The sequence below is a fragment of the Hyalangium ruber genome, from assembly GCF_034259325.1.
GTDB lineage: Bacteria > Myxococcota > Myxococcia > Myxococcales > Myxococcaceae > Hyalangium_A > Hyalangium_A rubrum.
In genome coordinates, this window is record NZ_JAXIVS010000009.1 from 387,309 (window position 1) to 413,541 (window position 26,233).

Genomic DNA, 26,233 nt, shown 5'->3' on the forward strand with positions numbered 1-26,233 from the left:
GCGCGGGCAGCGCGCCGCCGAGGATTCTCGAAATGGCGAACGACACGTTGGAGAAGATCAGTGGCCTGCGCGAGCGCCTCCTGGCGCTCCGGGGGCATCTTTGACCTCGACCGCAAGCGGTCACGCATTGCCCTGATCGAACGCGATTCCACCGTCCCCAACTTCTGGGACGACAACACCAAGGCCCAGGCGCTCCTCAAGGAGAAGGCCACCCTCGAGGCCAGCGTCGGCTCCTTCGACAAGACACTCCGGGGCCTGGACGACGCCCAGACGCTGCTGGAGCTGGCCAAGGAGATGAGCGACGAGGCCAGCGCCCAGGAAGCCGAAGGGATGCTGGCCGGCCTGGAGGCAGAGGTCGCCAAGCTCGAGCTGGCGCGGATGCTCTCCGGCGAGAATGACCGCAGCAACTGCTTCATGGACATCAACGCCGGAGCGGGCGGCACCGACAGCATGGACTGGGCCGCCATGCTCATGCGCATGTACACCCGCTTCTGTGAGGCGCGCGGCTGGCAGGTCGAGGTCAACGACATGGTCGCGGGCGAGGAGGCGGGCTTCAAGAACGTCTCCCTGCACATCAAGGGCGAGTTCGCCTACGGCTTCCTCAAGGCCGAGATCGGCGTTCACCGCCTGGTGCGCATCAGCCCCTTCGACGCGAACGCGCGGCGGCAGACCGCCTTCGCCTCGGTGGACGTGTACCCCGAGGTGGATGACTCCATCCGCATCGACATCCCCGAGAAGGACTACGAGCTGAAGTTCATCCGGGGCGGCGGCGCGGGCGGCCAGAAGGTGAACAAGACCTCGTCCACGGCGCAGCTGCGCCACCTGCCCACCGGCATCCTCATCACCTGCCAGACGGAGCGCTCGCAGTCGGCCAACAAGGACATGGCCTTCAAGATCCTCCGCGCGCGCCTCTACGAGCTGGAGGTCAAGAAGCGCGAGGCCGAGCGCGACGCGGCCGAGGCCCAGAAGAAGGACATCAGCTTCGGCAGCCAGATCCGCAGCTACGTGCTGGCCCCCTACCGGATGGTGAAGGACCTGCGCACCGGCGTGGAGACGGGCAACGTGGACGCGGTGTTGGACGGGGATGTGGAACAGTTCATCACCGCACAGCTCCTGGGGGTGAAGAACCCCAACCGCAACGCCGCCGCGGACTGACGCGAAAGCCGGGAACCTGCTCGTGGCCTCGGTGTCCAAGGGGCCACGGAGCAGGTGAGCCGGTAACGCGCTAGGCTGTAGGGGCGCCCGAGCATCGGGCCGCGGGAGGTCGCAGGTGTCTTCGAGCGGGGTGCTCGACATCGAACGGGAGGGCGCAGGGGGCGCGGCCGCGGACGCGCCCTCCGAGCGGGTGCTCCTGTCACGGCTGCGCCGGGGAGACCCGGATGCCTTCGAGGTGCTCGTGCGCGAGCATCAGGACCGGGTCTACGACTTCTGCGTCCGCATGCTCGGAGACCGCGAGGAGGCGCACGACCTCGTCCAGGAGATCTTCGTCAGCATCCACCAGAACCTCGGCAAGTTCCGCGAGGACGCGAAGCTCTCCACCTGGATCTTCCGCATCAGCAAGAACCAGTGCATCAACCGCCTCAAGTACCTGAAACGCCGGGGGCGTGGTCGCTCGGATGAGTATGGCGAAGTAGGGGAAGATGTGCTCTCAGGCGCCATAGGCGCACCTCCCACGCCGGATGCGGCGTTGGAGTCGTCGCGGGAGCGGGCGCGGGTGCAGTGGGCCATCTCGCAGCTGGAGCCGGACGCGCGCATGTTGGTGGCGCTGCGAGACATCGAGGGCTTGAGCTACGAGGAAATCATCGAAATCACCGAGCTGCCGGAGGGCACGGTGAAGAGTCGGCTCCACCGGGCGCGCGAGAAGCTGGCCGACCTGTTGGGGCAGCTTGAGGAGTGAGGGGCTTTCAGCGGAGACTGATGGACGTGGAACCACAACTGAGCCACCGGGAAGCGAAGTCCCTGTTCTTCGCGCTCGCTGACGAGGAGCTGCCCGCGCCGCAGGCGCAGGCGGTCCGTTCGCACCTGGATGGTTGTGACGAGTGCCGTGCTGGGTGGGATCGCTACGCGCGGACCGTTCAGCGGGTGCGCACGGTGGAGCGGGAGAAGGCGCCTCCGGCGATGGCCTCGCTGGTGCTCAACCGGGTCAAGCGCGAGCGGCGCTTCGGCCTGCGCAAGCTGCACTGGGCCCAGAATCACCACCGCGTCCCGGTGGAGATCCTCATCCCGCTGCTGTTGGCGGCGGCGGTGGCCGCATTCCTGGTGATGTCGGCTTCGTAACCGCCCTGGTTCGTACTGGCGGACATGATGCGTTGCGTCCCGGGGTGGGCTTGGCTACGGTGCCGCGCCCTCGGAAGGCGCCATGGCTGAGACTGAGAACAAGACCGACAAGACGGCGGAAGCGGACCACGGGTCCAAGGAACAAGAGATCTACCAGCAGCGCCTGGACAAGGCGGGCAAGTGGAAGGAGGCCGGCTTCAATCCGTACGGCAACGGCTTCCGCCCCGAGCACCAGGCCGCGGAGATCCACGCGAAGCACAGCGCCCAGTCCGCCGAGGACCTCGAGAAGGGCCCTCCCACCACGTACACGGTGGCTGGCCGCATCGTCTCCCGCAGCGGTTTCGGCAAGGCCGCCTTCATCAAGCTCCGGGACCGCTCGGGTGAGATTCAGATCCACCTGAAGAAGGACGCGCTCGGAGACTCCTACGAGGTCTTCAAGCTGTGCGACCTGGGCGACTTCCTGGGTGTCACCGGTACCGTCTTCCGCACCAAGACGAACGAGCTGACGCTGGCGGCCACGAAGTTCGCCCCGCTGACCAAGGCCCTGCGTCCCATGCCTGAGAAGTGGCACGGGCTCACCGACACGGAGATCCGCTACCGCCAGCGCTACCTGGACCTGGTCTCCAACACCGAGGTGAAGCAGACCTTCCTCAAGCGCACGAAGCTGGTGCGCTTCATCCGCGAGTTCCTGGACGCGCGTGACTTCATCGAGGTGGAGACCCCGATGATGCACCCGCTGGTGTCCGGCGCGGCGGCGCGTCCCTTCAAGACGCACCACAACGCGCTCGACATCGAGCTGTACATGCGCATCGCCCCCGAGCTGTACCTCAAGCGGCTGGTGGTGGGCGGCCTCGAGCGCGTCTACGAGATCAACCGCAACTTCCGCAACGAGGGCATCAGCACTCGGCACAACCCCGAGTTCACGATGCTCGAGTTCTATCAGGCGTACGCCACGTACGAGGACCTGATGGACCTGACCGAGGCGATGATCTCCGAGGCGGCCCAGGCGGTGACGGGCAACACGAAGGTGCCCTACCAGGGGCACACCCTGGACTTCGGCAAGGGCTGGAAGCGCATCCCCATGACGGAGGCCATCCGCGAGGCCGCGGGCAGCGGGCTGACCGACAAGGACATGGCCGACCCGGACCGGCTGCGCCACGAGCTGCTCAAGACGACGCACGCCGAGGCCGAGCGCCGCGCCATCGAGACGATGAACCACGGCGAGCTGGTGGGCGCCCTGTTCGAGCACCACGTCGAGCACACCCTCATCCACCCCACGTTCATCACCCATTTCCCTACCTCGGTGAGCCCGCTGGCGCGTCGCAACGACCAGAACCCGGAGATTACGGACCGGTTCGAGCTCTTCGTGGCGGGCCGGGAGATCGCCAACGCCTTCTCGGAGCTGAACGATCCGATCGACCAGAAGGGGCGCTTCCAGGCGCAGCTGGATGCGAAGCAGCGCGGCCAGCAGGAGACGATGGACTACGACGAGGACTACATCCGCGCCCTCGAGCACGGCATGCCGCCCACGGCCGGAGAGGGCATCGGGATTGATCGGCTCGCCATGTTGTTCACGGACGCCGCCTCGATTCGAGACGTGATCCTCTTCCCGCTCCTCAAGCCGCTCTCCAAGTAGCCAAGGGTCCTCGTGCAAAGCGCCGAACGGCAGACCGTCTATCGCTGGGGCTTCGTCTGGAGCGGCGTCACCGTCGCCGCCGTGGGGGCCGTGCTGCTCGGAGTGGCCGTCTCCCGCTCCCAGGCCTGGGCCGAGGTATCCAGTGCGTTCGGCTTGGGGCTCCTGGGGTGGGGCAGCCTGCTGCAGACGCTCAACGCCGCATCGCTCAGCCCTGCGGAGCTGGGGCTCGAGCAGACCTTTCCCTTCAGCGGCACGCGGTTCCTTGTCGTAGGCGCGTTGGTGTGGCTGGCGGGGTGGGGGCTGATTGCGGCGGGCATCCGGCGCTCCCCGGTCGCCGCGGGGGAGGGCCTGAGCCCCGCGGCCGGAGCGACGCTGTACCCCCGGCTCGCGGGCTACCGGGACTTCTATTGGAGCACCCTGGGCGCCTACGGCGGCGGCATCCTGCTGGCCGAGCTGGTCCTCATCCTGCTGCAGACGCTGCTGTCCAGCGGGGTGCAGTTCGCCGAGACGGGAGCGGCGGCGGGCAGCTCGGGCTTCCAGCTCGCGCCTCCGTGGGCCTTCGCCATCTCACTGCTGGTGGCGTGCGGCATCGCCTTCATCTCGGGCTCCATCGGCGCGGCGCGCGCGCGGCGGCTGTCGCTGCCCGAGGCCACCATCGGCGTCTTCTACCTGGGCTTGCCCGTGCCCATCGTGTTGTCGATGATGGAGCGCACCGCCGCGCTGCAGTCGCTCAGCTACAAGCTGCGCGAGGTGTCGTACGTGGCGGGGCTGCTCGGCCGGCCGGAGCTGGCCTACTGGCTCGTCTTCGGGCTGCTGGTGCTGGTGCTGGTGCTGGGCATCAACTCCGGTTTCATCGCCGCGGGCAGCGGCCGGCTGGACCTGCGGCTCGGCTTCGAGCTGTTCGTCGCCCGGCGCCACGTGGAGGTGTTCCGCCCCTCGCTGCTGCTGGGCACCCTGGGGGTGCTCATGTTGGGCATCATCCCGCCGCTGCTCATCTACGGCATCGTCCGGGCGGTGGAGGCCGCGGTGGAGCGCACCCGCATCCGCGCCCTCGGTCTGGCGGATCCCATCGCCGCCGCCGCCGCGCTCAACCAGCTCAAGCTGCGCCAGCAGTCGCCCACCATGATGATGACGGCGCTCTCGGTGGGCGGCGTGGGCGTGGGCGTGATGGCGCTCATCATCGTGCTGTCGGTGATGAGCGGCTTCGAGCTGGACCTGCAGAAGAAGATCCTCGGCACCCACGCGCACGCGGTGGTGTCCAAGTACGCCGGAGACCTGCCCGAGTACCCGAAGTTGATGGAGCAGATCGCCAAGGTGCGCGGCGTCGTCGGCCAGTCCCCGTTCATCGTCAATCAGGTGATGATCGCCTCCGAGGGCAACGTGGACGGCGTCGTCATCAAGGGCATCGACCCGGCCACGGTGGGCGCGGTGACGGACCTGCCGCAGTACATGCTGCCGGGTGGCTCGCTGGAGAACCTGGAGCACCCCGAGCGCATCCTCTCGCGGCGCTCTCCGGGCGGCGCGGGCACGCCCATGCTGGACGACAAGCCCGCCGACGAGAAGCCGGCGGGCGGTGAGGCGGCACCCGAGGAGGAGGAGGAGGACCCCATCATCGGCAAGCCGAAGGGGCCCGCGAAGGAGACGGTGCTGCCGGGCATCATCCTCGGACGCGAGCTGGCCGCCGCGCTGCGCGTGGTGGTGGGCGACCGGGTGAACATCGTCTCGCCGCTGGGCACCGAGCTGGGCCCGTCCGGGCCGGTGCCGAAGAACCGCGCCTTCCGGGTGGCGGGCGTCTTCTACTCGGGCATGTACGAGTACGACTCGAAGTTCGTCTACATCTTCCTGGACGAGGCCCAGCGGTTCTTCGAGGTGAAGGGCGCCTCTGGCATCGAGCTGAAGGTGGCCGACATCGACGACGCTCGCAGCATCGCCGCCCAGGTGGTGCGCCAGCTCGGCGGCTACCCGTACCGGGCGCGCGACTGGGGCGAGATGAACAAGAACCTCTTCTCCGCCCTGCGCCTGGAGAAGCTGGTGATGGGCATCATCCTCTCCATCATCATCATCGTCGCCGCGGGCCTCATCGTCGCCACGGTCATCATGTTGGTGCTGGAGAAGCGCAAGGAGATCTCCGTCCTCAAGGCGCTGGGCGTGCCCGACGGCGGCATCGTGAAGATCTTCCTCGCCGAGGGCCTGCAGATCGGCGTGGCCGGCGGCCTCCTGGGGCTGATGTCGGGCCTGGCCTGGTGCCTCTTCATCGAGAAGGTGGGTATCAAGCTGGACCCGGAGGTCTATTACATCCCCGCGCTCCCGGTGCGCATCGAGCCAGTGCAGACGCTGCTGGCCGTGGTCATCGCGGTGCTCGTCACCTATCTGGCATCCATCTACCCCGCGCTCAAGGCCAGCAGCGTGGAGCCGGTGGAAGGTCTCAAGGCGGAGTAGGCGATGTCATTCCTCTCCATCCGCAAGGTCTTCAAGAGCTACTTCCTGCACGGCAAGCGCATCGACGTGCTGCGCGACGTGTCGCTGGACATCGAGCGCGGCGAGCTGGTGAGCCTCATTGGCCCCTCCGGCGCGGGCAAGAGCACCTTCCTGCACGTGCTGGGGACCCTCGACGCGCCGGCCGCCGGCGAGGTGCTCTTCGAGGGGCGCTCCGTCTTCGCCATGAACGACGCGGAGATCGCCGAGTTCCGCAACCGCACCATCGGCTTCGTCTTCCAGAGCCACTACCTGCTGCCCGAGTTCACCGCCCTGGAGAACGTGGCCATGCCGGCCCTCATCCAGCGGCGGGACCGAGCCAAGACATACGCGGAAGCCCGGAAGCTTCTGGAGCGGGTAGGGCTGGGAGCCCGGGTGGACCACCGGCCCGGCGAGCTGTCGGGCGGTGAGGCCCAGCGCGTGGCCCTGGCGCGCGCCCTGGTGCTGCAGCCGGCCATCCTGCTGGCGGACGAGCCGACCGGTAACCTGGACCCGGCCACGGGCGAGGGCATCCACCAGCTGCTCAGAGACGTGAACCGGGAGCTGGGCATCACCGCCGTGGTGGTGACCCACAATGAGACGCTCGCCCGCTCCATGCCGCGCCGCCTGCGCCTTGCAGGCGGGCAGGTGACGGACGCTTGAACCCCCGGCCGCGCTTTTGGATTGAGGGACGCCGAACCTATCCCGTAGATTGCCCCGCCCCTTACAGGCCGACTGCCCCTTGAGGTCTCCCGTTCTGTCGCACAAGTTCCTCCTGTTGCTCGCGGTGACCCTGTGGGCGCTCCTTCCCTGCCGCGCTTTGGCGCAGGCGGAGACGGGTGCGCCGCCAGCGCCCGCCGCTGAGACCTCTCCGGCCGCGCCCGTCGCGGACGCCCCGTTGGACGAGGACACGCCCGAGCAGGGTGAGCGTGTCATCGAGGTCCGCATCGAGGGCAACCGCCGCGTCGAGGCCGAGGCCATCCGCCGCACCCTGCGCACCAAGCAGGGCGCTACGTTCGAGCCCTCCCAGACCGCCGAGGACCTGCGGGCCGTCTGGGCGCTGGGGTACTTCACGGACGTTCAGCTGTTGGTGCAGCGGCTGCCCGCGGGCATCGCCTACGTGGTGCGGGTGGAGGAGCGCCCCACCGTGCGCGCCGTGCGCCTGTCCGGCAACGAGGAGCTGGACCAGGAGGACCTCAAGGAGCAGATCGAGGTCAAGCCCGCCACCATCCTGGACATGGATCTGGTGCGCTCCTCGGCGAAGAAGATCCAGGAGAAGTACGTCGAGAAGGGCTACTTCCTGGCCGAGGTGACCCACCGCATCGAGCCCTCCGAGGGCAGCGCGGGAAGCGTCGACGTGGTGTTCGTCGTCGATGAGCACTCGAAGGTGATGGTGAAGGAGATCTCCTTCATCGGTACCGAGCAGGTGAAGCCCGAGGAGCTCAAGGCGGTGATGGTCACCCGCGAGGGCGGCTACCTGTCCTTCCTCACCGGTGAGGGCACCTACCGCGAGGAGGCCTTCCAGCGCGACCTGGCCATCATCCAGGCCACCTACTACGACCGGGGCTACATCAACGTCCGGATCGACAAGCCCACCATCTCCCTGTCGGCGGACAAGCGCGACATCTTCATCAACATCAAGCTGGTGGAGGGCGAGCCGTACGACATCGGCGGCATCGACTACGACGGCGATCTCATCGTCCCCAAGGAGCTGCTGGCGGCGCGGATGACGACGGTGCGGGGCGAGCGCTTCAACCGCTCCAAGCTGGGCACGGACATCCAGAACCTCACGGACGTCTACTACGACCAGGGCTACGCCTACGCGAACATCAACCCCGTCACGGCGGTGAACGCGGACGCGAAGACGGTGGACCTGACCTTCGACATCCAGAAGGGTCCGCAGGTCACCATCGAGCGCATCGACATCATTGGAAACAGCAAGACGCGCGACAAGGTCATCCGCCGCGAGATGCGCGTCTACGAGGGCGAGCTGTTCAACGGCACGGGCGTGCGCCGCAGCAAGGATCGCGTCAACGCGCTGGGCTTCTTCGAGACGGTGGACATCACCCAGAAGCCGGGCAGCACCGATGACCGGCTCGTGCTCCAGGTCGAGGTGAAGGAGAAGGCCACGGGCACCTTCCAGGTGGGCCTGGGCTTCTCCAACGTGGAGAACTTCATCTTCACGGCGCAGGTGTCCCAGAACAACTTCCTGGGGTGGGGCCAGACGGTGTCGGCCTCGGCGCAGATCTCCGGCCTGCGCTCGCTCATCCAGCTCTCGTTCTACGACCCATACTTCCTGGACACGCAGTACCTGCTGTCCGCGGACTTCTTCCGGGTGGACGCCGACTACGAGGGCTTCGTGCGTCGCTCCACGGGCGGCAGCGTCTCGCTGGGCTACCAGTTCGTCGACGACCTGCTGGGCACGGTGGGCTACACGCGGGAGTACGTGGACGTGGAGGCGGGCCAGAACCTGGGCTCGGTGCTGCTGGCCAACCAGTTCCTCAGCGGAGTGACGAGCGCCGCGCGCCTGTCCCTGTCCTTCGATCGCCGCGACAACCGCCTGTTCCCCTCGAAGGGCTTCATCCACTACGGCTCGGTGGAGTTCGCACCCTCGTTCCTGGGCGGCACCTTCCTCTTCACCCGCTACTCGGCCTACTCGCGCCTCTACTTCCCGCTGCCGCTGGGCTTCGTCTTCAAGACGAACGCCACCGTGGGCTACATCCAGCAGCTCGACTCCACCAAGCCGCTGCCCATCTCCGAGCTCTACTACCTGGGCGGCATCAACACCGTTCGCGGCTACTTCCTGCGCAGCATCAGCCCCACATTGCTGGTGCCCCGCTCGGACTCGCCCGATGCCACCGTCATCGAGTTCCCCACCGGCGGTGACAAACAGTTGGTCCTCAACCTGGAACTGGAATTCCCCGTCTTCGAGAAGGCCGGCATCCGCGGCGTGCTCTTCTATGATGCGGGCAATGCCTACGCGCGCAACGAGAGCCTGTTCAGGGACCTGCAGGACGACGTGCCGCTCGGCCTCTTCCACTCCGTGGGCTTCGGGTTCCGCTGGTTCTCGCCGATAGGCCCTCTGCGCTTCGAGTGGGGCATCCCGCTCACCCGGCGTGCGGAAGACGAGCCCATCCTCTTTGAGTTCACCATCGGCAACTTCTTCTGATTTCTGATAAGGCGTCCCCCCGTCGCTCCGGGCGCCCCCTACCTGAGGGGGTGTTGAAGAACCGCCGGGGTCTGGACGTCGGAGCCTGCAACACCCCCTAGGAGCCTTTGACATGTCGCTTCGAAGCACCCTGGCGGCCCTTGCCGCCGTCGTGACGCTCGCCCTCCCGCTCGCCTCCTCGGCGCAGAACCTCAAGATGGGCTACGTGGACTACCAGCGGGTCCTCCTCGAGGTGGAGGATGGCAAGACCGCCAAGGCTCGCCTCCAGAAGTGGCTGGATGACCGCCAGAAGGAGATCGACAAGGAGCAGGAGGCGCTCCGCAAGGAGAAGGAGCTCCTGGACAAGCAGGCCAGCGCGATGAGCGAGGAGACGCGCATCCAGAAGGCCACCGATCTCCAGAAGAAGATCCTCGAGCTGGCGCAGAAGTGGGACCGCTACCGCGCCGAGGCCGCCACCAAGGAGCGTCAGGAGATGGAGCCCATCGTCTCCAAGATGGACCAGGTGATCGCCAAGCTGGCCGAGCGTGACGGGCTCTCCTTCGTCTTCGAGCGCCGGGACTCAGGCCTCATCTACGCCCAGACGCAGTACGATCTGTCCAACGAAGTGATCCGCGCCTACAACGCGCTGCCGAAGACGGCGACCACCAAGGCCCCGGCTCCGGCCCCGGCTCCCAAGGACGCTCCGAAGAAGTAAGGGGCACTGACCGTCGTGCAACGCGCGTCCACGCCGCGCCAGCTCGGAGAGCTCGCCACCCATGTGGGCGGCGAGCTGCTCGGGGATGCTGGCCTGCTGATTCACGGCCTCAACGGGCTCGCCGAGGCGGGCCCGGGGGACGTGTCCTTCTATGGCAACACGAAGTACCGCCGGCAGTATGAGAGCACCCGGGCCTCGGCCGTGCTGGTGGGCTCGGACGCGCCGGTGCGAGAGGGCCTGTCCCTCATTCGCGTGGCCAACCCGCACCTGGCATTCGCCCGGCTGCTGACGCTCTTCCAGCCCTCGCAGCGGCCCGCAGCGGGCGTGAGCCCCCAGGCCCATGTCCACCCCGAGGCCACGGTCCATCCCGAGGCCACGGTGATGGCGGGAGCCACGGTGGAGCAGGGTGCCTCGGTGGGCGCGCGCACCGTGCTCTATCCGGGCGCCTACGTGGGACCGGCCGCCCGCATCGGCGAGGACTGCCTGCTCTACCCGAACGTCACCGTGCGCGAGCGCTGCGAGGTCGGCTCACGTGTCATCCTCCACGCCTCGAGCGTGGTGGGCGCGGATGGCTTCGGCTTCGCGTTCGACGCCGAGGGCGAGAACGGGCCCTCGCACTTCAAGATCCCCCAGACGGGCATCGTCCGCATCGAGGATGACGTCGAGGTGGGGGCCTGCACCTGTATCGACCGGGCCACCATTGGCGAGACGGTGATTGGTCGCGGGACGAAGATCGACAACCTAGTGCAGATCGCCCACAACGTGAAGGTGGGCCCGCTGTCGCTGATCTGCGCGCAGGCCGGAGTGTCCGGCTCGGCGGAATTGGGCACGGGCGTGGTGCTGGCGGGGCAGGTGGGGGTGGTGGGCCACATCCGGGTCGGGGACCTGGCCAAGGTGGGTGCCCAGTCCGGCGTGGCGCACGATGTGCCAGACGGACAGGTGGTCTCCGGCAGCCCAGCGGTGCCGCACAAGGAGTGGCTGAGGAACTCGGCGGCGCTGAACCTGCTGGGGGACCTGGTCAAGGAAGTACGAACCCTGCGTCGCAGGGTGGAGTTGCTCGAGAAGGAGAAGGGCGGATGATGGATATCGGAGAAATCCAGCGGTTGCTGCCCCACCGCTACCCGTTCCTGTTGGTGGATCGGGTCGTGGAGATCATCCCGGGGCAGAAGCTGACGGCGTACAAGAACGTCACCATCAACGAGCCCTTCTTCAACGGCCACTTTCCAGGACACCCGGTGATGCCGGGCGTGCTCATCCTGGAGGCGCTGGCGCAGGCCTCGGCCATCCTCGCTTACAAGAGCGAGAACATGGACCCCGAGTCGAAGGTCACCTACCTGATGGGCGTGGACAACGCGAAGTTCCGCAAGCCGGTGCTGCCTGGAGACAGGCTGCAGTTGGGCATCGAGGTGCTGCGGCACAAGGGTGTGATCTGGAAGACGAAGGGGACCGCCACGGTCGACGGTGTGAAGGTGGCCGAGGGTGAGTTCCTGGCCACGGTGGTGGACAAGGACGCGAAGGCCGCCGAGGAGCCGGCGCCCTGAGCGGGCGGGACGGAAGGAGAGAAGTCATGGCTCAGGTTCACCCCACGGCGGTCGTTCACCCGGATGCCCAGCTCCACGAGACGGTGGAGGTTGGCCCCTTAGCGGTGATCGGTCCGAAAGTGCGGATTGGCGAAGGAACGCGCGTGGGGCCTCACGCCGTCATCGAGGGCCGCACGACGCTGGGCGCACGCAACCACGTGTTCCAGTTCTCCTCGCTGGGCGCCGCGCCCCAGGACCTCAAGTATGGGGGCGAGGACACCGAGCTGATCATCGGTGACGAGAACCAGATTCGTGAGTTCACCACGCTGCACATCGGCACGGAGGGCGGCGGCGGGGCGACGCGGATCGGCAACCGCAACCTCTTCATGGCCAACAGCCATGTGGCCCATGACTGCGTGGTGGGCAATGGCTGCATCCTGGCCAACAGCGCCGCGCTGGGCGGGCACGTGCAGGTGGAGGACCACGTCATCCTCTCGGGGCTGACGGCCATTCACCAGTTCACCCGGCTGGGCAGGCACTCCTTCATCGCTGGCGGCGCCATGGTCGTCATGGACGTTCCCCCATACTGCATGGCCCAGGGAGACCGGGCCGAGCTGGTGGGGCTGAACACCGTGGGCCTGGAGCGGCACGGCTTCAACGAGGAGCGGATCGCCCGCATCAAGGAGGCGTACAAGATCCTCTTCCGCTCCAAGCTGGGCGTCACCGAGGCCCTGGCGAAGCTGAAGGCGGAGCTGGGCGGCCACCCGGAGATCGATCACCTGATCGACTTCGTCAGCAAGAGCAAGCGCGGGCTGACGCGCTAGGCCCGCGCGGTGGAGCGGATCGGCCTCATCGCCGGCAACGGCCAGTTGCCCTTCCTCTTCGCCCGCGAGGCCCGCTCGCGGGGGCTGGAGGTCATCGCGGTGGCGCACCGCGGCGAGACGGATCCGGCGCTGGAGGCGGAGGTCTCCGCCTTCACGTGGGTGCGGCTCGGGCAGGTGGACCGCATCGTGCGCGCCTTCCAGAAGGCGGAGGTGAAGCGCGCGGCGATGGCGGGTGGCATCGGCCGGGTGCGGGCGCTCACCGAGGCCTGGCCGGACCTGGGCGCGGTGCGCATCATCTCGCGCCTGCGCAGCTTCCGGGATGACACGCTGCTTCGCGCCATCGCGGACTACTTCGAGGCGAGCGGCGTCACCATCGTGGCGCCCACGGACTACCTGGCCCAGGTGCTCTCCCCGGCGGGACACCTGGCGGGCCCGAGGCTGCACCCAGCGCAAGAGAAGGACGTGGCGCTGGGAGTAGAGGTGGCCGCGTTGCTGGGCCAGGCGGACGTGGGGCAGACGGTGGTGGTGCGCAACGGGCACGTGCTGGCCCTGGAGGCGGTGGAGGGGACGGACGAGACCATCCGCCGGGGTGGGAAGCTGGGCGGCAAGGGCGCGGTGGTGGTGAAGCGCTGCAAGCCAGGGCAGGACCTGCGCTTCGATCTGCCGGCGGTGGGCCCTCGCACGCTGGAGGTCATGCGGGAGGTGGGGGCGACGGTGTTGGCGGTGGAGGCAGGGAAAACGGTGCTGTTGGACGCACCCCAGCTCTTCCAGGCCGCCGAGACGAACGGTGTCTCCGTGGTGGCGGTGCCCTAGGCGCGGTGTCCGACATCTGTCGGATGTCGTACCTCGCTGGCCCCGTTCCCTGAATTCACAGAGCGTCCTACCGTCCTCCCCCTTAGGGAATCCCGCGCGCCGGGACCCTGTTTGTCCGCAACCGGCCCACCCGAGGTAGCCGCTCGATGACCGCTCGCCTGCTCTTGCTCTGCCTCGCCCTGACCGCTGTACCCGCCCTTGGAGGGGAAGCCATCCGCGTGACTCTCGAAGGACGTGCGGCGCTGGGCCAGGGGATGCCGGCGCTAAAGGTCCACATCCTGGAGCCCATCGCGGGCCTCGAGCTGAAGCTCAAGCGCTCGGACGGCCAGACGCTCGAGCAGAAGGGGAGCGGGCGACCAGGCACGACGAAGGCCTTCCCCCTGGAGCAGCCCGAGGGTCGCTTCCACTACGAGGGCGAGTTGACGGTGCGCTTCACGGACGCGGACCCGGGGACGATGCCCCTGTCCTTCGACGCGGAGCTGCTGGGGCCGCTGAAGCTGGCGGTGGCCCGGGAGGACCTGGACCTCGCGGCGCGCAAGCTGCGCTTCACGCTGTCCCGGCCCGCCGGCAAGGCGAAGGTGACGGTGTGGATGGACACCGGCAAGAAGGCCATGGACGAAGAGGTCCCCTTCAAGGGCCAGCCCGCGGGGACGCCGCTGGAGGTGAGCTGGCCGGCGGAGGAGGGGCGGGTGCTTCGCATCTCGCTCCAGGCCTACGACACCTCCGAGTTCTACACGGGCGTGGACCTGTACCCGTGGCAGGTGGACATCCCGCATGAAGAGGTGAACTTTCCCTCGGGCAGCGCGGAGATCCTCGCGGCCGAGCGGGGCAAGCTGGACCACAGCCAGAAGCTCGTGGCGGAGGCGGTGACGCGCTACGGGCGCTTCGCGGCGCTGCGGCTCTACGTGCTCGGCCACACGGACACCGTGGGGGCCACGGACGCCAACCGGGAGCTGTCGCTCCAGCGCGCGCGCAGCATCGCCGCCTACTTCCGCAAGCGCGGCGTGAAGCTGCCCATCTTCTACGAGGGCTTCGGTGAGCAGTCGCTTCGGGTGTCGACTCCGGACGAGACCGCCGAGGCCTCCAACCGCCGTGCCGAGTACATCATCGCCGTGGAGGATCCGGCGCTGACCCAAGCTCCTTTCAACCCGCAGTGGCGCAAGCTGTGATGCCTTCCTGGAGGAACCGACGGATGAACCGCCTCTCCCTCGCCGCCGTGCTCGGACTCGCTGTCGCGGGCTGCGCGCATTCCGTGACGTCGCCCACGCAACAGCCCCTCCAGACGGAAGCGGCGCGGTGTGAGCTGGTCCACACGCTGATGCGCGAGCCGATCGTCTCGCAGCGCCTCATGGAGATGGCCACCGAGGGGCGGGAGCTGCCCTTGCCGGTGGCGGTCTTCTTGCGCGACCCGGAGCAGGGGCTGCTCGAGCGGCTCTTCGACAACGACGCGGCCACGTGCGGGGACGCCCAGTTCCGGGTGGTGCGCGAGCTGACGCGGGAAGGGCTGGTGCTGTACCTGCAGGAGACTCCGGAAGGCTACGCGTACGACGCGCGGCGCGCGGGCCCGGAGGCGCTGTCGATGGGCGGCGAGCCGCAGGGCGTGGTTCGCCGCAACGGCCAGGGCGGCTGGGCGACCGCGACGGACTGAGGCTCCCTCCGGGAAGGGTGGTCAGCGCTCAGCGTGGGCCCAGGGCCAGTCCCAGGGCCTCGCGTGCGTGCTCGAACTCGCGCCCGAGCACCTCGAGGAGCGGGCCCACTCCGGCTCCACTGCTGGCGGCGGTCTCCACCTGGGCGCAGACGCTCGCCAGCCTCATGGCGCCCAGCATCGCGCTGCTGCTCTTGAGCGAGTGCGCCGACCGTTCGAGCGTCTCCAGGTCCCCGGTGGCGAGGGCCTCGCGCATGGCCTGGAGGCGCCCCGGCGTGTTCGCCAGGAAAAGCCCCACGACCTCCGTGAGGGCGTCCTCTCCGAGCGCCCGCAGCGAGTCGAGCTTCGAGGGATCGAACCCGTCTTCCGAGAGGGGCGGGGGCTGCTCGTGCTCCGTGGGGGCCACGGCCACCTCGCCGCTGGCGCGCAGGAGCGCTGCTTGTAACTCCTCGATGCGCACGGGCTTGGCGACATAGTCATCCACACCGGCCTGGAGGCACCGCTCCCGGTCGCCCTGCATCGCGCTGGCCGTCATGGCGATGATGCGCGGCTGCCGCGCGGGTGGCAGGTCCGCGCGAATGCGCCGGGTCGCCTCGAGCCCGTCCATCTCCGGCATCTGCACATCCATCAGCACCACGTCGAAGCGCTGCCGCTGGAGAGCCTCCAGCACCTCGAGCCCATTGGCCGCCACCTCCGCTCGGTAGCCCATCTTCTCGAGGATCCGCAGCGCGACCTTCTGGTTCACCACGTAGTCCTCCGCCAGCAGGATGCGCAGCGGGTGGCTCTCGGCGAGCCGCCGGTCGAGGAGGGGCGGCGCCGTGGGAGGCCTCGGTGCCATCTTGGCCCCGAGCGCCTGGGCGATGACCGTGTGCAGGTGGAGGCTCTTGGCCGGCTTCGACAGGACCGCGGCGAAGCCCACCGCCGCGAGGCGCTCGGCGGTCCCGCGTGTCCCCGACGACAGGAGGATGAGCGGCAGGCGCTCTCCATCGGGAAGCTTGCGCAGGGCGAGCGCCAGATCGATTCCATCCATGTCGGGCATGTGCAGGTCGAGGATCGCGGCGTCGAACCGGCTGCTCGCTTCGAACAGGGCAAGCGCCTCGCGTCCCGAAGCGGCCCGCGTGGCTTCGGCGCCCCACGAACCCACCTGCCGGGAGAGGATCTCCCGGTTGGTCGCGTTGTCATCGACGATGAGCAGACGCCGGCCCGTGAGCCGGGGTGGAACCTGCCCACGTGACGGCAGCACCGCCTCGGTGGCCTCGCCGACCTCAAGAGTGAACGAGAACCGCGAACCCTCGCCCACGCGGCTCTCGACCGAGATCGCTCCGTTCATCATCTCGACGAGGCGCTTGCTGATGGCGAGCCCCAGCCCGGTGCCGCCGTACTGCCGGGTCGTCGAGGCATCGACCTGGCTGAACGAGCGGAAGAGCCGATCGAGCCGCTCCTCCGGGATTCCGATGCCCGTGTCCCGGACCGTGAACCGGAGTTCATGGCGCCCCGCGTCCAGCGGTCGCGAGGTGACAGTGACGACGACCTCCCCGGCCTGGGTGAACTTGAGGGCATTGGACACGAGGTTGACGAGCACCTGCCGCAGGCGCGTCACGTCGCTGGTGACCACCTGGGGTACGCCCTCGTCCACCGCGCACGCCAGCTCGAGCCCCTTCTGCGCGGCCGTCGGCGCGAGCAGGTCCAGCGCCTCCTCGACGCACTCGCGCACGTCGAACGGATGGCGCTCGATGTCGAGCTTGCCCGACTCGATCTTCGAGAAGTCGAGGATCTCGTTGATGATGGTGAGCAGCGCGTCCCCGGAGTTGCGGATCGTCTCTGCGAACTCGCGCTGCTCGGGGCTGAGCGGGGTGTCGAGCAGGAGCCCCGCCATGCCGATGACCGCGTTCATCGGCGTGCGGATCTCATGGCTCATGTTCGCCAGGAACTCGCTCTTGGCCGCGGCGGCGCGCTCCGCCAATTGCTTTGCCTCGGAGAGCTCGGCCGTGCGCTCGGCGACGCGCTTCTCCAGCGAGGCGTTCATCTCGAGCAGGGCCTGCTCCTGAGCGGCGAGCGAATCGACGAGTCCCGTGAGGGAGTGGGCGAGGCGGGCCACCTCGTCACCGCCGGTGACGGCGGGGATGCGCGCCGGGTGCTCGCGGCGGCGGATGCGGTCAGCGGCGGCGGCGATGGCCAGCAGCGGGCGCGTCATGCGGTCGGCGAGGAACCAGCCCAGGGCGATGAACGCGAGGCCGAACAGCGCGCCGGAGCCGATGATGGTCCACCGAAGCTGGCGCGCCAGGGCGAAGGCCACCGTGGCGTCGCGCCGCAGGAGGACCGTCCAGCCCAGGCCCTTGTACTCCGCATGACCGGTGTCCACGGCCGAGGCGGCGAGGTACTGGTGGCCATCGGGGAAGGTCAGGATGGCGCCCTCGTCACTCTGGGCCGCTTGGAGCAGGGCGGGATCCAGGATCGAGTCACGCAGGCTCTCCGGGCCGAGCAGGACCCGCCCCGCGGTGCTCACGATGAGCAGCTCCAGGCCCGTCTGGCCTCCGGTCGTGGCGAGCATGTCGCGCTCGAGCTTCTCCGCCCACTCCCAGTTGAGGTGCGCTCCGAGCACGCCCGCGAAGCGCTCATCGGGAGCAAACACGGGGGCTGCCACGTCGACGAAGCGCAGGGGCTCTCCCGACGGATTGGGCAGGAGCTTCGCGAGCAGGACCGCCTCGTGCAGGTCTCCCGCGTAGGTGCCGGAGCGTGCGCCCATCCACCAGGGCCGCTGGGAGACCTGCACACCTTCGAGGAGTCCCTGGGCGCTCGCGATGAGAACACCCTGGGCGTCGGTCAGGCCGATGAAGGCATAGTCGGGGTAGGTGGACTGGAGCTTCTCCAGGAACTCGCGCTTCCGGGAGACGGGGACGGCCGGGTCACGGATCTCACTGAGGCTGGCGGCCACCTGGACATCGCGGTAGCGCTCGTACATGCCACGTCCCAGGGCCTCGGCCATCTGTCGGGCGGTCTGGCGGAGCGCCAGGGCCGAGTCCCGTTCGATGTGCCGGCGGGCCATCTCTCCCGCGACGAGGGCGAGCGACAGCGACAGGACGAGGCTGACCCCACCAAAACAGAGCGCGAGCCGCAGCTTTAGACTCAGCCGGGAGCCCGTGACTTGGTCGGGTGGGGGAGGGGTGGTGGGCAAGGGCACGGAGGCGGCGGAAAGCCTGCAGTATCGGGGATTTACCGCTGCGGGTGCCAGCGCCCCGCCGCCTGACGCGGAGTGAAGCCACCCTTACGGAGAGGGAGCGGCCCCGGTGATTCGCGCGAGGGCCTGCACCGCCTGTTTGGGCGTGAAGATCACGAACGGCAGGTCGCGGCGATCCGCGAGCGAGAGCACCCGCTTGTCCTTGCTCACCAGCCAGGCGGAGCCAATCCGGGCCGCGAGGATGAGGAACTTCTGATCATCCCGGTCGCGGCAGCGGGGCAGGGTGGGGAGCGGCGAGAGGTCTCCATCGGGGGCCATCTGCACGAGCCCCCGGTAGCGGGAGAGGACGGCTTGCCTGGCGGCCTCGTCCAACTTGAAGGAGGGCATGGGGAGCACCCACTCCAACTCCTGGAGCGTCTGTCGATCCGCCCACGCGGTGAGCTGGCCCGCCGTCAGGGCATGGCCGAGGGGGCGTGCGATCGGGTCATCGAACACCAGCAGGTCCAGGATCACATTGGTGTCGAGGACCACGCTCTGGGGCTGGGAAGGAGAGGTGGGAACGGGTTGGGCCATATCGCTCCCGGTGGTGGGTCAGCGTCCCAGCAGGTCCTTGGCGCCATCGGCCATGAACTGCACGGCGATGGCGGCGAGGATGAGCCCCATCACGCGCTCGAGGATGGCCACGCCCGACTGCTTGAGCACGCGCTGCACCAGGTGGGAGGCGCGCAGGATGTAGTAGCTGGCCACGAACGTGAGCACGATGGCGGCGAGCACCGGCACCGCCATCGACCACGTCTCGCCCTTGGACATGAGCACCATGGCGGAGGCGATGGCGCCCGGGCCCGCGAGCAGCGGCATGGCCAGAGGCACCAGCGCCACGTCCTCCTTGTGCGCGCCCTCCTGCTGCTCGCTGTGGCTGGTGCGCGTCTCCGAGGGCCGGGCGCGGAGCATGTCCAGCGCGGTGATGAGCAGCAGGATGCCGCCGGCGACGCGGAAGGCGGCCAGCGAGACGCCGAAGATCTGGAAGATGACGCCGCCGAAGAGGGCGAAGAAGAGCAGCAGCCCGCCGGCCACCAGACAGGCCCGCAGCGCCGTGCGGCGCATCTTCTCCGCCGAGTCGCCCGCGGTGATGGCCAGGAAGATGGGCACCACGCCGATCGGGTCCACCACGAAGAAGACGGCGGAGAGCGAGACGAGGAAGTGGGTGAGGTAGGCGCCCATCCCCGTTACACCGTGAGGCGCAGCTTCCAGACCATGGTGAGCGCCTCGAGGAAGATCTTCCGGCTCATCTTCGAGTGCCCGACGCGCCGGTCCTCGAAGACGATGGGCACCTCGCGCACGGTGAAGCCCTTCTTGAGCGTCCGGTAGGTGAGTTCGATCTGGAAGGCGTACCCGGTGCTCTTCACCTCATCGAGGCCGATGGACTCCAGCACGCGGCGGTGGAAGCACTTGAAGCCACCGGTCAGGTCGCGCACGTCCACCCCGAGGATGGTGCGCGCGTAGAGCGAGCCGCCCTGGCTGATGACCTGCCGCCCGATGCCCCAGTTCACCGTGCCACCGCCGGTGACGTAGCGCGAGCCCAGCACCAGGTCCGCGCCCGCCTCGGCGGTGTCCAGGATGGTGGGCAGGTGGCGCGGATCGTGGCTGAAGTCCGCGTCCATCTCGATGATGTACGTGTACCCCTGCTCCAGCGCCCAGCGGAAGGCGGCCAGGTACGCGCGGCCCAGGCCCTCCTTCTTCTCGCGGTGGAACACCCGGATGCGCGGCTCCTTGGCGGCCAGCGCGTCGGCGATCCGCCCGGTCCCATCCGGCGAGTTGTCATCCACGACGAGGATGTCCACGCGGGGCTCGGCCTTGAGCACCGCCTGGGTGATGGGCTCGATGTTCTCCGCCTCGTTATAGGTGGGGATGCAGACCAGCGCTCGGTTCATGGCGCGGCGGGACATAGCAGAGCCCGGCCCCGCTCACCCTCAAACTTTGACGGGGGCGGGCAGCAACTCCAGCACGGCCTCCGCAGCCCGCTCGGCGGCGCCTGGGCCTCCCAGCCGGCCTCGGACTTCCTCCAGCCCTCGAAGCATCTCCTCCCGAGGTGGGCCCGGATCCCACACGCGGCGGACCTCCGAGGCGATGCGCTCGGGCGTCATGTCGCCCTGGAGCAGCTCGGGTACGAGCCGGCGCCCGGCGAGCAGGTTCACCAGCGCCACGTGGGCGACCTTCAGCATGAGCCGGCCCACGAGGTAGGTGACGAGCGAGACGCGGTAGACGACCACCAGCGGGCGTTGCATCAGCCCGGCCTCCAGCACCGCCGTCCCCGAGGCGACGATGGCCGCGTCGCTCGCGCCCACCACCTCGGGGGCGCGGCCCTCCACGAGCCGGGGCGACAGGCCGCTGCCCTCGAAGCGGGAGACGACCTCCTCGCGGGGGATGGTGGGGGCCACGGGGACGACGATCTGCAGCCCGGGGCGCTCGGCTGCGAGCTGTTTCGCCGCGCCCACCATGGAGGGCAACAGGCGGCGAATCTCACTCATGCGACTGCCCGGCAGCAGGGCGAGTGTGGGCGCATCCACCGAGAGGCCGAGCTGCTGGCGGAAGGCGGCGGCGCTGGCGGGGGCGGGGACCTGCTCCACCACGGGGCTGCCCACGTACCGGGCGTCCACTCCGGAGTCCCGATAGAAGGCCTCCTCGAAGGGGAGGATGCACAGCATCCGGTCCACGCGCTGGCGAATGGTCTTCACCCGGCCCTGGCGCCAGGCCCAGATCATCGGCGACACGTAGTAGGCGACCGGGATTCCCAGGGCTTTCAGCTTGGCGGCCAGGCGCAGGTTGAAGTCCGGGATGTCCACCAGGATGGCGCACACGGGGCGGCGCTCCTGGGCGGCGTCGGCCAGTCCGCGCATGACCTGGAGGATGCGGGGAATCTTGGGCAGCACCTCGGTGATGCCCATCACGGATACTTCCTGGGCGCTGAAGAGCAGCTCGACCCCCCGGGCGGCCAGGCGCGAGCCTCCCATGCCGAAGAAGCGCAGGTCCGGGCGCCGCGCCTGGAGGGCGGCGACGAGCTCGGAGGCGTGGGCGTCGCCGGAGGCCTCACCGGTGACGACGAGAATCTGTGGAGCAGCGGTCATCAGGGGCGCGCATCGTAACTGAAGCGGGCCGGACAAATGTGTACACTCCGGGCCCCCTTGAAGACGCTTCTGCTCGCCGAGAGCCATCCGCCTACGCTCGAGCACCTCACCGGCCTGCTGGCCCAGGCGGGGTACACCGTACGCGCGGTGTCCGAGCCCGCCGCCGCCATGGAGCACTTCGTGGCGGACAACCCCGTCGCGGTGGTGGTGGCTGTGGACCTGCCCCGGCTGTCGGGCTCGCACGTGGGGCAGCTCATCCGCAACCACCGGCAGGGCGCGCGGGTGCCCATCATCGCCATCGACAAGGGGCACCTGGGCAAGGCGAAGGGCGTGGCCTCGATCCTGGACCTGGGGGTGAGCGCCTACATCCCGGACCCGCTCAAGCCGGGCGAGCTGGCGGCCAAGGTGGACGCGCTGGTGAGCGCGGCGCAGGCGGTGGTGCCCGCCACGGGCATCCAGGCGATGCTCGCCCGCCCGGCGGTGACGGCCCGGGACCTGAAGGGCTATCCGCTGCCGGAGGTGGTGCATCTCCTTTATAGGCAGCGGCGGGATGGGGTGCTGGTGGTGGCGTACCGGGAGCTGGCCCGGCGCGTCTTCTTCGCGCGGGGCGTGGCGGTGAACTACGACTCCACGGCGCGCCAGGACGGGCTGCCGGGCTTCCTGCTGGAGCGGAAGATCGTCACCGAGGCCCAGTCGGAGCGCGTGGTGCAGGCGCTGGGCTCGGGGCTGCGCATTGGCGCGGCGCTGGCGGATGCGGGAGTGGAGGCGGCCGGCGAGGAGCTGCTGCAAATCCTCCGCGACTACACGCGGGATCGACTGGCCCAGATGGTCGGCATGCGCGACGGGCGCTTCGCCTTCTACGAAGGGACCGAGTTCCAGGAGGAGGTGGCCACGGTGGAGATCCCCGCCCTGGCGCCGGTGCTGGATGGGGCGCGGCGGTCCATTCCGCTCAAGGTGCTGGCGGCCCCTCTGCGCAAGCACCTGAACGACTACCCGGTGCGCTCGTCGGAGTTCGGCAAGGATCTGCCGGCGCTGGGGCTCGACACGGATGACTTGAAGATCGCCATGCAGATCAGCGGGCGGCTGGTGCTGAGGGATCTGCTGGCGCACGGGCGGGGAGACCTGCGGCGTGGGTACTCGCTGCTGTGGTTCCTCCAGCTCACGGGCGGGGTGACGTTCTCGGCCACGCCGGTGGCGACGGAGGGCGTGGTGCTCTCCGGCGGAGAGGACGTCATCGCCCCGCGCAAGCGCAAGCCGATCCCGGCGGAGACGGCGGCGACCCTGCGCGAGGGGGCGGTGAAGATCATCACCAGCAGCTACTTCCACAGCCTGGGGTTGGACATCGCGGCGGACATGGAGGCGGTGGAGCGCGCCTACCACGAGACGGCGATGAAGTTTCACCCGGACACCTATGCCGAGTACGACACCTCGGAGCTGAGGGACTTGCTCGACTCGGTGCAGGAGAAACTGTCGGCCTCCTACCGGGTGCTCTCGGTGGAGGACAAGCGCAAGGCGTACCTCCAATACCTGCTCTCGAAGCTGGACGTGGGAGGGCGAGCCAACGCCATCAACGTGGAGGCGGAGATCCTCATCCGGCGCGGGGAGACGTACCTCAAGCGCAAGGACTACCGGATGGCGCTCCAGCTCTTCGAGGAGGCCGTGGCGCTCAACCCCCGGGAGCCCGAGTATTTCTCGTACCTGGCGTGGGCCACCTACCACGCGGCGCCGGGGCCGCTGAAGGAGCGGGCGAAGGCCGCCCAGAAGGTGCTCAAGCGCGCTCTCTCCCTCAACGCCTACCTGGAGCGGGCGCAGATCATCTCGGCCATCATCGACAATGATCTGGAGGACGCGACGTCGGCGCGGAAGAAGCTGTTGAAGGTGCTCGAGCTCAACCCCAACTCCCAGCTCGCCAAGGCCGCGTTGCGCAAGGTGGGCCGTTGATGGGTACACGGGAGGCGCTGTTGCGGCTGCTGCGGTATGGGCGGCCGCACGTCGGGGTGCTCGTGTCGGCGTTCGCCTGCATGGCGGTGCTGGGCGTGGGCACGGGGGCCTACGCGTACCTGATGGGCCCGGCGCTGCGCTTCCTGCTGTCGGGAGGCACCGAGGGCTTCGGCGGGGAGCACGCGGTGCCCTGGCTCTCGAAGCTGCCGCGCGAGGCGGCACTGTGGGGCTTTCCGCTCGTGGTGGTGCTGGTGGGCGTGGTGAAGGGAGTGGGCTACCTGGGGCAGTTCTACTTCATGGGCCTGTTCGCGCAGCGGGTGGTGAAGGACCTGCGGCGGGACCTCTTCCTGCGGCTCACGGCGCTGTCGCCCTCGCAGCTCTCGAAGGAGCGGGTGGGGGATCTGCTCAGTCGGTTCTCCTCGGACATGACGGCGGTGGAGTGGGCGGCGATGTACACGGTGGGCTCGTACTTGCGAGACACGCTCCAGGTGTTGGTGCTGGCGAGCGTGGCGCTGGCGATGAGCCCGCTGCTGGGCGGATTGATGCTGGCGGTCATCCCGCTGGCGGCGCTGCCGGCGTCACGGCTCACGCGCAAGGCGCTGAAGGGGACGCGGGAGGGGCAGTCGCAGCTTGGCCAGCTCGCGGGGCAGCTCCACGAGGGGCTGGGCGGCATCCGGACGATCCAGGCCTTCAACGGGCAGGCGGCGGAGCTGGCGCGGTTCTCGGCGCACACGCAGGCACATGAAAAGGCGGTCGTCGGCGCCGCCTGGGCGCGAGGCGCGGTGCCTGGAATGATGGAGGTGCTCGCGGCCGCCGCGCTCGCGGGGGCGCTGGCCTACGCGGCGGCGACCCGGGCGATGGAACCGGCGGCGCTGCTGTCGCTGCTGACGGCCGTCATCCTCGTCTACCAGCCGGTGAAGGACCTGGGCCGAGTCACCCAGTTCGCGATGCAGGCGGGAGCCGCGGGAGAGCGCCTCTTCGCGCTGCTGGATCTGCGCCACCCGGTGGAGGATCCCCCAGGAGTCGTCCCCGCGCCGCCGCTCCAGCAGGGCCTGCGGCTGGAGGACGTGCATTTCTCCTATGGCCCGCGCCGGGCGCTGGAGGGCCTGACGCTGGAGCTGCCGGTGGGCAAGGTGACGGCGCTGGTGGGGCCGAGTGGCGGCGGCAAGAGCACGGTGACCTCGTTGCTGCTGCGCTTCGAGAAGCCTCAGTCGGGCCGGCTGCTGCTCGACGGCGTGGACGCGGATCGCTACGAGGCGGCGAGCGTCCGGTCACGGTTCGCGCTGGTGACACAGGAGCCGCTGCTCTTCTCGGGAAGCGTGCTGGACAACCTCCGCTTCGGCCGGCCGGATGCGACGCTTGAGGAGGTAGAGGCGGCGGCACGGGTGGCCCACGCGGACGGGTTCATCCGGGCGCTGCCGCAGGGGTACGAGACGCTCATCGGAGAGCGGGGAGTCACCCTGAGTGGCGGCCAGCGCCAGCGGCTGTGCATCGCGCGAGCGGTGCTCTCCCGGGCTCCGGTGTTGGTTCTGGACGAGGCCACGAGCAGCCTCGATCCCGAGAGTGAGCGGGAAGTGCAGGCGGCGCTGGCGGCGGTGCTGCCGGGACGGACGGCGCTGGTCATCGCGCACCGGCTCTCGACGGTGACCGCGGCGGACATCATCCACGTCGTGGAGGCGGGACGGATCCTCGAGAGTGGCAGCCACGAGGAGCTGCTGCGAGCGGGCGGGCGCTACGCGGGGCTGTGGACCCTCCAGACGTCGGGAGCCGAGCGGGGCGCGGCATGAAGCCGCTGGCACTGGTGGGCAAGCTGCTCCGGGCTCTGGCGGGGCTGGTGTTGCTGCTGCTGGGGTTCACGGGCTTCTTCACCTGCGCATCCACGTTTGCCGAGTACCCTGTGCTGCCCCCGCAGGAGGGAGCACCGGCTTGGCCGCGTGGAGCCTTCCACGTACACACCACGCGCTCCGACGGCCAGGGCACGGTGGAGGAGGTCGCGTCGGCGGCGAGGGCAGCGGGGCTTCAATTCGTGCTGCTCACGGACCACAACGACTTCGCCCCCCGCGAGCCTGTCTTCGTTCAGGGCGTGCTGATGGTGCAAGGCGTGGAGATCTCCACACCGCACGGTCACCTCGTGGCGTTCGGGATACAGACACCGCTGGACGGCCCTCGCGCGAGGCAGGAGGGCGTGAGCGCGGTGGAGGCTGCGGGCGGCATCAGCGTGCTCGCGCACCCGATCCAGAAGAAGAACCCTTGGAGGGATCCAGAAGGAGCGCGGCGGGCCCAGGGCTTCGAGCTGTACTCAGCGGACACGTTCTGGAGGGACACGGTCCGGAGCCCCTTCTCGCGGCTGTTGCCGGCGGTGGGGGCCTACTTCGGCAATCCATTGCATGGCGTGATGACGATGGTGAGTCCGCAGCCCGCCAGCACGAAGCGACTGCTGGAACTCACCCGTGAGCGGCCACGGTTGGCGTTCTGCGCCCATGATGCGCACGGCTACCCACGCTACGAGGACGTCTTCCGCTCGCTCGCGCTGTACCTGCCACCGAATGCGCTGCCAGAACCCCTGGCCCAGGAGCCACGGGCCGCGGCCGCCCAGGTACACCGGGCGTTGTCGGGTGGGCAGGCGCTCTGTGTCTTCCGGGCACTGGGGGAGCCGACCGGCTTTGCCCTGGAAGGCCCACTCACGGAGCAACGGGAAGCCCGGGTAGGAGACATCCTTACGGTCCGGCTACCGCCGCACCCACCGGGGAGTGTCCGGGTGGAGGTCTGGGGCGCGGGCCGGCTCCGGCCGGATGGCATTACGGTCGAGTTGGTGGAGGAAGGAGCGGTGCAGGTCGAGGTGTGGGTCCTCGCGCCGGGGAGGCTCTTCGGCTCGGAGTGGAAGCCCTGGATCGTCCCGAGCCCGGTGCGCGTGCTGCCGCGAGGCTCGGGCATCTGATAGAGGACGCGGCGGCCGT

At 68.9% G+C, this 26,233-nt stretch carries 22 protein-coding genes; 17 read left to right on the forward strand and 5 right to left on the reverse strand.

Going from position 1 to position 26,233, the window contains the following annotated elements:
- Window positions 1-32: 32 nt before the first annotated feature.
- The 14 genes from prfB (at window position 33) to SYV04_RS26525 (ending at window position 15,035) form a co-directional block, all read left to right on the forward strand.
- A protein-coding gene (gene prfB / locus SYV04_RS26460; RefSeq protein WP_321548680.1) for a peptide chain release factor 2 occupies window positions 33-1,155 on the forward strand; the annotation gives its coding sequence in 2 pieces (ribosomal slippage) (window positions 33-101 and window positions 103-1,155; 1,122 coding nt in all).
- A 115-nt stretch (window positions 1,156-1,270) separates the two neighbouring features.
- A complete protein-coding gene (locus SYV04_RS26465) occupies window positions 1,271-1,897 on the forward strand; it encodes an RNA polymerase sigma factor (protein WP_321548681.1) in 627 nt (208 codons plus the stop codon).
- A 20-nt stretch (window positions 1,898-1,917) separates the two neighbouring features.
- Window positions 1,918-2,277, forward strand: a complete 360-nt coding sequence (locus SYV04_RS26470; protein ID WP_321548682.1) for an anti-sigma factor family protein — start codon at window positions 1,918-1,920, stop codon at window positions 2,275-2,277.
- Between the two features lie 82 nt (window positions 2,278-2,359).
- Window positions 2,360-3,913, forward strand: coding sequence for a lysine--tRNA ligase (gene lysS, locus SYV04_RS26475; protein ID WP_321548683.1), 1,554 nt, complete (start codon window positions 2,360-2,362; stop codon window positions 3,911-3,913).
- A 12-nt stretch (window positions 3,914-3,925) separates the two neighbouring features.
- Window positions 3,926-6,352, forward strand: a complete 2,427-nt coding sequence (locus SYV04_RS26480) for an ABC transporter permease (RefSeq protein ID WP_321548684.1) — start codon at window positions 3,926-3,928, stop codon at window positions 6,350-6,352.
- Between the two features lie 3 nt (window positions 6,353-6,355).
- A complete protein-coding gene (locus SYV04_RS26485; protein ID WP_321548685.1) occupies window positions 6,356-7,030 on the forward strand; it encodes an ABC transporter ATP-binding protein in 675 nt (224 codons plus the stop codon).
- A gap of 79 nt (window positions 7,031-7,109) precedes the next feature.
- The gene (gene bamA, locus SYV04_RS26490) at window positions 7,110-9,536 is read left to right on the forward strand and encodes an outer membrane protein assembly factor BamA (RefSeq protein WP_321548686.1); all 2,427 of its coding nucleotides are present in this window, start codon (window positions 7,110-7,112) and stop codon (window positions 9,534-9,536) included.
- 112 nt (window positions 9,537-9,648) lie between these two features.
- Entirely contained in the window at window positions 9,649-10,230 is a 582-nt protein-coding gene (locus tag SYV04_RS26495) for an OmpH/Skp family outer membrane protein (protein WP_321548687.1), read from the forward strand.
- 15 nt (window positions 10,231-10,245) lie between these two features.
- Window positions 10,246-11,310 (forward strand): UDP-3-O-(3-hydroxymyristoyl)glucosamine N-acyltransferase, encoded by a 1,065-nt coding sequence (gene lpxD / locus SYV04_RS26500; RefSeq protein ID WP_321548688.1) that lies wholly within the window; start codon window positions 10,246-10,248, stop codon window positions 11,308-11,310.
- Window positions 11,310-11,771, forward strand: a complete 462-nt coding sequence (gene fabZ, locus SYV04_RS26505; RefSeq protein WP_321548719.1) for a 3-hydroxyacyl-ACP dehydratase FabZ — start codon at window positions 11,310-11,312, stop codon at window positions 11,769-11,771. The genes lpxD and fabZ overlap by 1 nt, the downstream gene beginning before the upstream one ends.
- A gap of 26 nt (window positions 11,772-11,797) precedes the next feature.
- Entirely contained in the window at window positions 11,798-12,574 is a 777-nt protein-coding gene (lpxA, locus tag SYV04_RS26510) for an acyl-ACP--UDP-N-acetylglucosamine O-acyltransferase (RefSeq protein ID WP_321548689.1), read from the forward strand.
- A gap of 9 nt (window positions 12,575-12,583) precedes the next feature.
- Window positions 12,584-13,387 carry an LpxI family protein gene (locus SYV04_RS26515; RefSeq protein WP_321548690.1) on the forward strand — a complete coding sequence of 268 codons (804 nt, stop codon included), beginning with the start codon at window positions 12,584-12,586 and terminating at the stop codon, window positions 13,385-13,387.
- Window positions 13,388-13,605: 218 nt separating this feature from the next.
- Complete coding sequence (locus SYV04_RS26520) at window positions 13,606-14,556, forward strand: OmpA family protein (RefSeq protein WP_321548691.1); 951 nt, start codon at window positions 13,606-13,608, stop codon at window positions 14,554-14,556.
- 23 nt (window positions 14,557-14,579) lie between these two features.
- Window positions 14,580-15,035 (forward strand): hypothetical protein, encoded by a 456-nt coding sequence (locus tag SYV04_RS26525; RefSeq protein ID WP_321548692.1) that lies wholly within the window; start codon window positions 14,580-14,582, stop codon window positions 15,033-15,035.
- A 28-nt stretch (window positions 15,036-15,063) separates the two neighbouring features.
- Here SYV04_RS26525 and SYV04_RS26530 read toward each other — a convergent pair whose 3' ends face one another.
- The 5 genes from SYV04_RS26530 to lpxB all read right to left on the reverse strand — a co-directional run bounded on the left by SYV04_RS26530 (window position 15,064) and on the right by lpxB (window position 21,335).
- Window positions 15,064-18,213: a hybrid sensor histidine kinase/response regulator gene (locus SYV04_RS26530; RefSeq protein ID WP_321548693.1), complete on the reverse strand. Its 3,150-nt coding sequence runs from the start codon at window positions 18,211-18,213 to the stop codon at window positions 15,064-15,066.
- Between the two features lie 84 nt (window positions 18,214-18,297).
- On the reverse strand, window positions 18,298-18,783 hold the full coding sequence (locus SYV04_RS26535) for a putative toxin-antitoxin system toxin component, PIN family (protein WP_321548694.1): 486 nt from the start codon (window positions 18,781-18,783) through the stop codon (window positions 18,298-18,300).
- 18 nt (window positions 18,784-18,801) lie between these two features.
- Window positions 18,802-19,431, reverse strand: a complete 630-nt coding sequence (locus tag SYV04_RS26540) for a MarC family protein (RefSeq protein WP_321548695.1) — start codon at window positions 19,429-19,431, stop codon at window positions 18,802-18,804.
- 5 nt (window positions 19,432-19,436) lie between these two features.
- Window positions 19,437-20,141 (reverse strand): polyprenol monophosphomannose synthase, encoded by a 705-nt coding sequence (locus SYV04_RS26545; protein WP_321548696.1) that lies wholly within the window; start codon window positions 20,139-20,141, stop codon window positions 19,437-19,439.
- A 39-nt stretch (window positions 20,142-20,180) separates the two neighbouring features.
- On the reverse strand, window positions 20,181-21,335 hold the full coding sequence (gene lpxB / locus SYV04_RS26550; protein ID WP_321548697.1) for a lipid-A-disaccharide synthase: 1,155 nt from the start codon (window positions 21,333-21,335) through the stop codon (window positions 20,181-20,183).
- Window positions 21,336-21,392: 57 nt separating this feature from the next.
- Here lpxB and SYV04_RS26555 point away from each other — a divergent pair, with 57 nt between their 5' ends.
- From SYV04_RS26555 to SYV04_RS26565, 3 genes are read left to right on the forward strand one after another with little or no spacing between them, the layout of a single operon-like run.
- A complete protein-coding gene (locus SYV04_RS26555) occupies window positions 21,393-23,276 on the forward strand; it encodes a DUF4388 domain-containing protein (protein ID WP_321548698.1) in 1,884 nt (627 codons plus the stop codon).
- Entirely contained in the window at window positions 23,276-25,063 is a 1,788-nt protein-coding gene (locus SYV04_RS26560; RefSeq protein WP_321548699.1) for an ABC transporter ATP-binding protein, read from the forward strand. Before SYV04_RS26555 ends, SYV04_RS26560 begins: the two co-directional genes overlap by 1 nt.
- Entirely contained in the window at window positions 25,060-26,214 is a 1,155-nt protein-coding gene (locus SYV04_RS26565; protein WP_321548700.1) for a PHP domain-containing protein, read from the forward strand. The genes SYV04_RS26560 and SYV04_RS26565 overlap by 4 nt, the downstream gene beginning before the upstream one ends.
- The last annotated feature ends 19 nt before the right edge of the window (window positions 26,215-26,233 follow it).